General features: G+C 69.3%; 3 protein-coding genes. 1 reads left to right on the top strand and 2 read right to left on the bottom strand.

Annotation, left to right across the window (positions count from 1 at the left end; all coding sequences use genetic code 11):
• The coding region (locus tag WAX14_RS21930; protein WP_422630156.1) for a hypothetical protein at positions 1 to 452 on the bottom strand (452 nt) is incomplete at its 3' end.
• A gap of 557 nt (positions 453 to 1,009) precedes the next feature.
• On the opposite strand from WAX14_RS21930, the gene WAX14_RS21925 reads away from it, so the two are divergent.
• Entirely contained in the window at positions 1,010 to 1,747 is a 738-nt protein-coding gene (locus WAX14_RS21925) for a hypothetical protein (RefSeq protein WP_422630155.1), read from the top strand.
• 230 nt (positions 1,748 to 1,977) lie between these two features.
• Here the strand turns inward: WAX14_RS21925 and WAX14_RS21920 are convergent, their stop codons facing one another.
• Entirely contained in the window at positions 1,978 to 2,454 is a 477-nt protein-coding gene (locus WAX14_RS21920; protein WP_422630154.1) for a hypothetical protein, read from the bottom strand.
• Positions 2,455 to 2,651: the final 197 nt, after the last annotated feature.

Genomic DNA, 2,651 nt, shown 5'->3' with positions numbered 1-2,651 from the left:
TCGGATGCGCTGCGATCACCGAGTTCGGGCTGCGGGCTGCGCAGCCACACCGCGCAGGTCCACGGGTCGGCGGCGCCGCGCAGGGTCCTCCACAGTGCGATCAGGTGCGGATGCACCGTTCCCGTGTCTGTGAACTGCCAGGTGGGGTAGACCCACTGGCCGTCGTCGGCGAGTCGGCAGGCGATCACGGAGTCGGCGGCGACGGCCTTGTTGACGGCCTGGCGGCTCACGCCCCACCACCGGGTCAGGCCGCCGGTGTCGTAGAAGGGGCCGACCAGCTGGTCGTAGATGTGGCTGGTGGGCAGGGCCGCGGCCATCGAAGCGGCGATCGATTCGACGTCGTCGAAGACCTCGGCGGGGACACCGGCTGCGCGCGCGTCGGCAAATGTCTTGTGGACGCGGCGGGTGAGAAGGTCCAGGAGTTTGCGTTCCTGTTCGACCAGGGTGTTCATGCGAGATCCTCCCAGCTTGTCAACGTCGTCAACCCAAGCGTCCTCCTAATCGTCAACCATGTCAACGAGTGCGAGGCCGAACGTCCATCCGAACGGCAGAAGACCCCCGCACCGACATCGAGGCGGGTCGGTTCTTGCATGTCAGTGGGTGGGTGCGGTCCACCGGTGCGCGACGTCGACGAGCACCGGCGGCGCATGGGTCGGCATTCCCGCCTGCCCCCCGGCGAGCGCGACCCGGGGTCACCCGATGGCGGCTCAAGCCGAAACACACGATCACCGGCCGGCCGTTCATCGCGACCATCGCAGGCTTCGTCGTGCACTGAGGCCGCATCACCGACGTCGCCATCGAACGCGGGCAGGTCGGATACACCGTCGATACCACCTACGCCGAAGTCGCAGTACTCTACGAGCACAAGAGAATTCAGCCGATCGAACACATGAACCTGCACCGGTCGGGGACCCCCGGCCGGTCGTCTCCGCGGGGTACCGCGGCCCGGCGCGAACCACCACCGACACCAGCTCCACAACCGAGTCGAACCATCCGACCGGAGAAACCGATGCCCCACGAACAGCAGCTGCGCGCCGCACTGGCCGCGGCCCGATACCCCGAACCGGAAACCCTGGACGAACCCGGCCGGGTCGAGCTGTCCTGGGGCGACGACATGAACCATCCGGCCATCACCGCCTACGCCACCGGCACGGTCATCGTGTTCGCCCACCACGCCCCGGACGCACAGTTCCCGATCGGACCGGCCGCCCGCCCGGTCGCCGACAGCCTCGCGATCCTGTGGCCGCTGATCGCCCACCGCATCGAACGCGCCGCCGCAGTTCCGGCCGGGTCGATCCCCGAACCGGCAGGAGCACACATCACCTCACCCCTGGCGTTCCTCGACGAGCGCGCCGACGCGGTCTACGCCCAGTACCTCGACGGCACCTACCTGTGGATCGCCGAGAACCCCGACCGGGACGCACCGGACCTGCCCGCCACGGCGGCCGCCCTGATCGGCACCCGCCGCGGCGACCAGCTCGGCATCACCGCGCAGACCGCAGTGGCCGTCGACTACGCGGACGGCACGATCCTGATCAACCCGGCGGCGGCGACCCCATCAGCCCTGGAACGAGACGGGCGCTGGTATCCGGTCATCACCTTCCCCGGACTCGACTCCCCCTCGGCAACAATCGAACTCGACCGCGAGACCGGGCACGCGGCCGCGGACACGGCCCGGGCTCTCGCTCAGGCCGCGATCGACCGGTGCCGCCGCGTGCCGACGGCACCTCACCGGCACAACTCCTGACGTATCCGCTCACCGGCCACCGGACACACCGATTCGGTGTCCGGGGTGGTCTTTCGATCCGGACTGCACCGGGGGTGGCCGGCGCCGGCGCCGATCACACAGTGCGGCCGTGGGATCTGTCCGAACCGATCGGCGAGACCGAGTACGTCGCCCACCCCGAAGAACTCGAGCTTCACGGTCTACCGGCGGAAGCCCCGAATCGACCCCGACCCCGGCCGCGACCGTTCCGCTCAGTGCAGAGCGCCGATCCAGTAGTGGGGCGTATCGACCAGTTGCGCGGGCACACCGATCGGCGTCCCATCCTCGTAGAAGTAGGCCCGGTAGGCGAACAGGCCACGCGCCGAGCGCCCGGTGTCCGGATCGATGCTGCCGAGCAGATAGATCCGCTGGTCGTCGTCGAACTCGGCGAACACAGCCCGCACCCACGCCTCCGGCTCCGCCAGATCCACGTGCCGGCGGGCGCCGGAGGCGGTGTCACAGCTTGCGACGGTCACCGTCACGACGGTCCCGGCAGCGGCCGGATCCCACCGGCCCGGACCGACCGCGAACCGACAGGCAGTGATCGTGACCGTGAAGGTGACGTTCTCGGTCGCGAGCGCTTCGGCCACCACCGTGCTCGTGACGTCGTCGACGGCGCCGGTGGTGAACGAGGGAAACCGGTGCGCTTCGCGGATGCGGGCGGCCAGGTGGGCTCGGTCGGTCTGCACTCCGCCGAGGCTACCGGCGGCCCGGTTCGACACCGGCGGCGTTGCGGTTGTGCCCTACCGCCACCGACCAGAGGATGTCCCGAAGTTCGTGGAACTTCAGCAGCGGCCCCGTGAAACTCAGGCAGCGTTCACCTGATCAGTGTGCACCACCATCGCCTCCCGGTCGAGCGCGGCACGCAACTCCGGCAGATGCATAT

The sequence above is a fragment of the Rhodococcus sp. (in: high G+C Gram-positive bacteria) genome, from assembly GCF_049299235.1.
In the GTDB taxonomy this organism is placed as follows: domain Bacteria; phylum Actinomycetota; class Actinomycetes; order Mycobacteriales; family Mycobacteriaceae; genus Rhodococcus.
The sequence above is the reverse complement of the archived record's forward strand: the minus strand, read 5'-3'. Positions and strand labels throughout refer to the sequence as shown.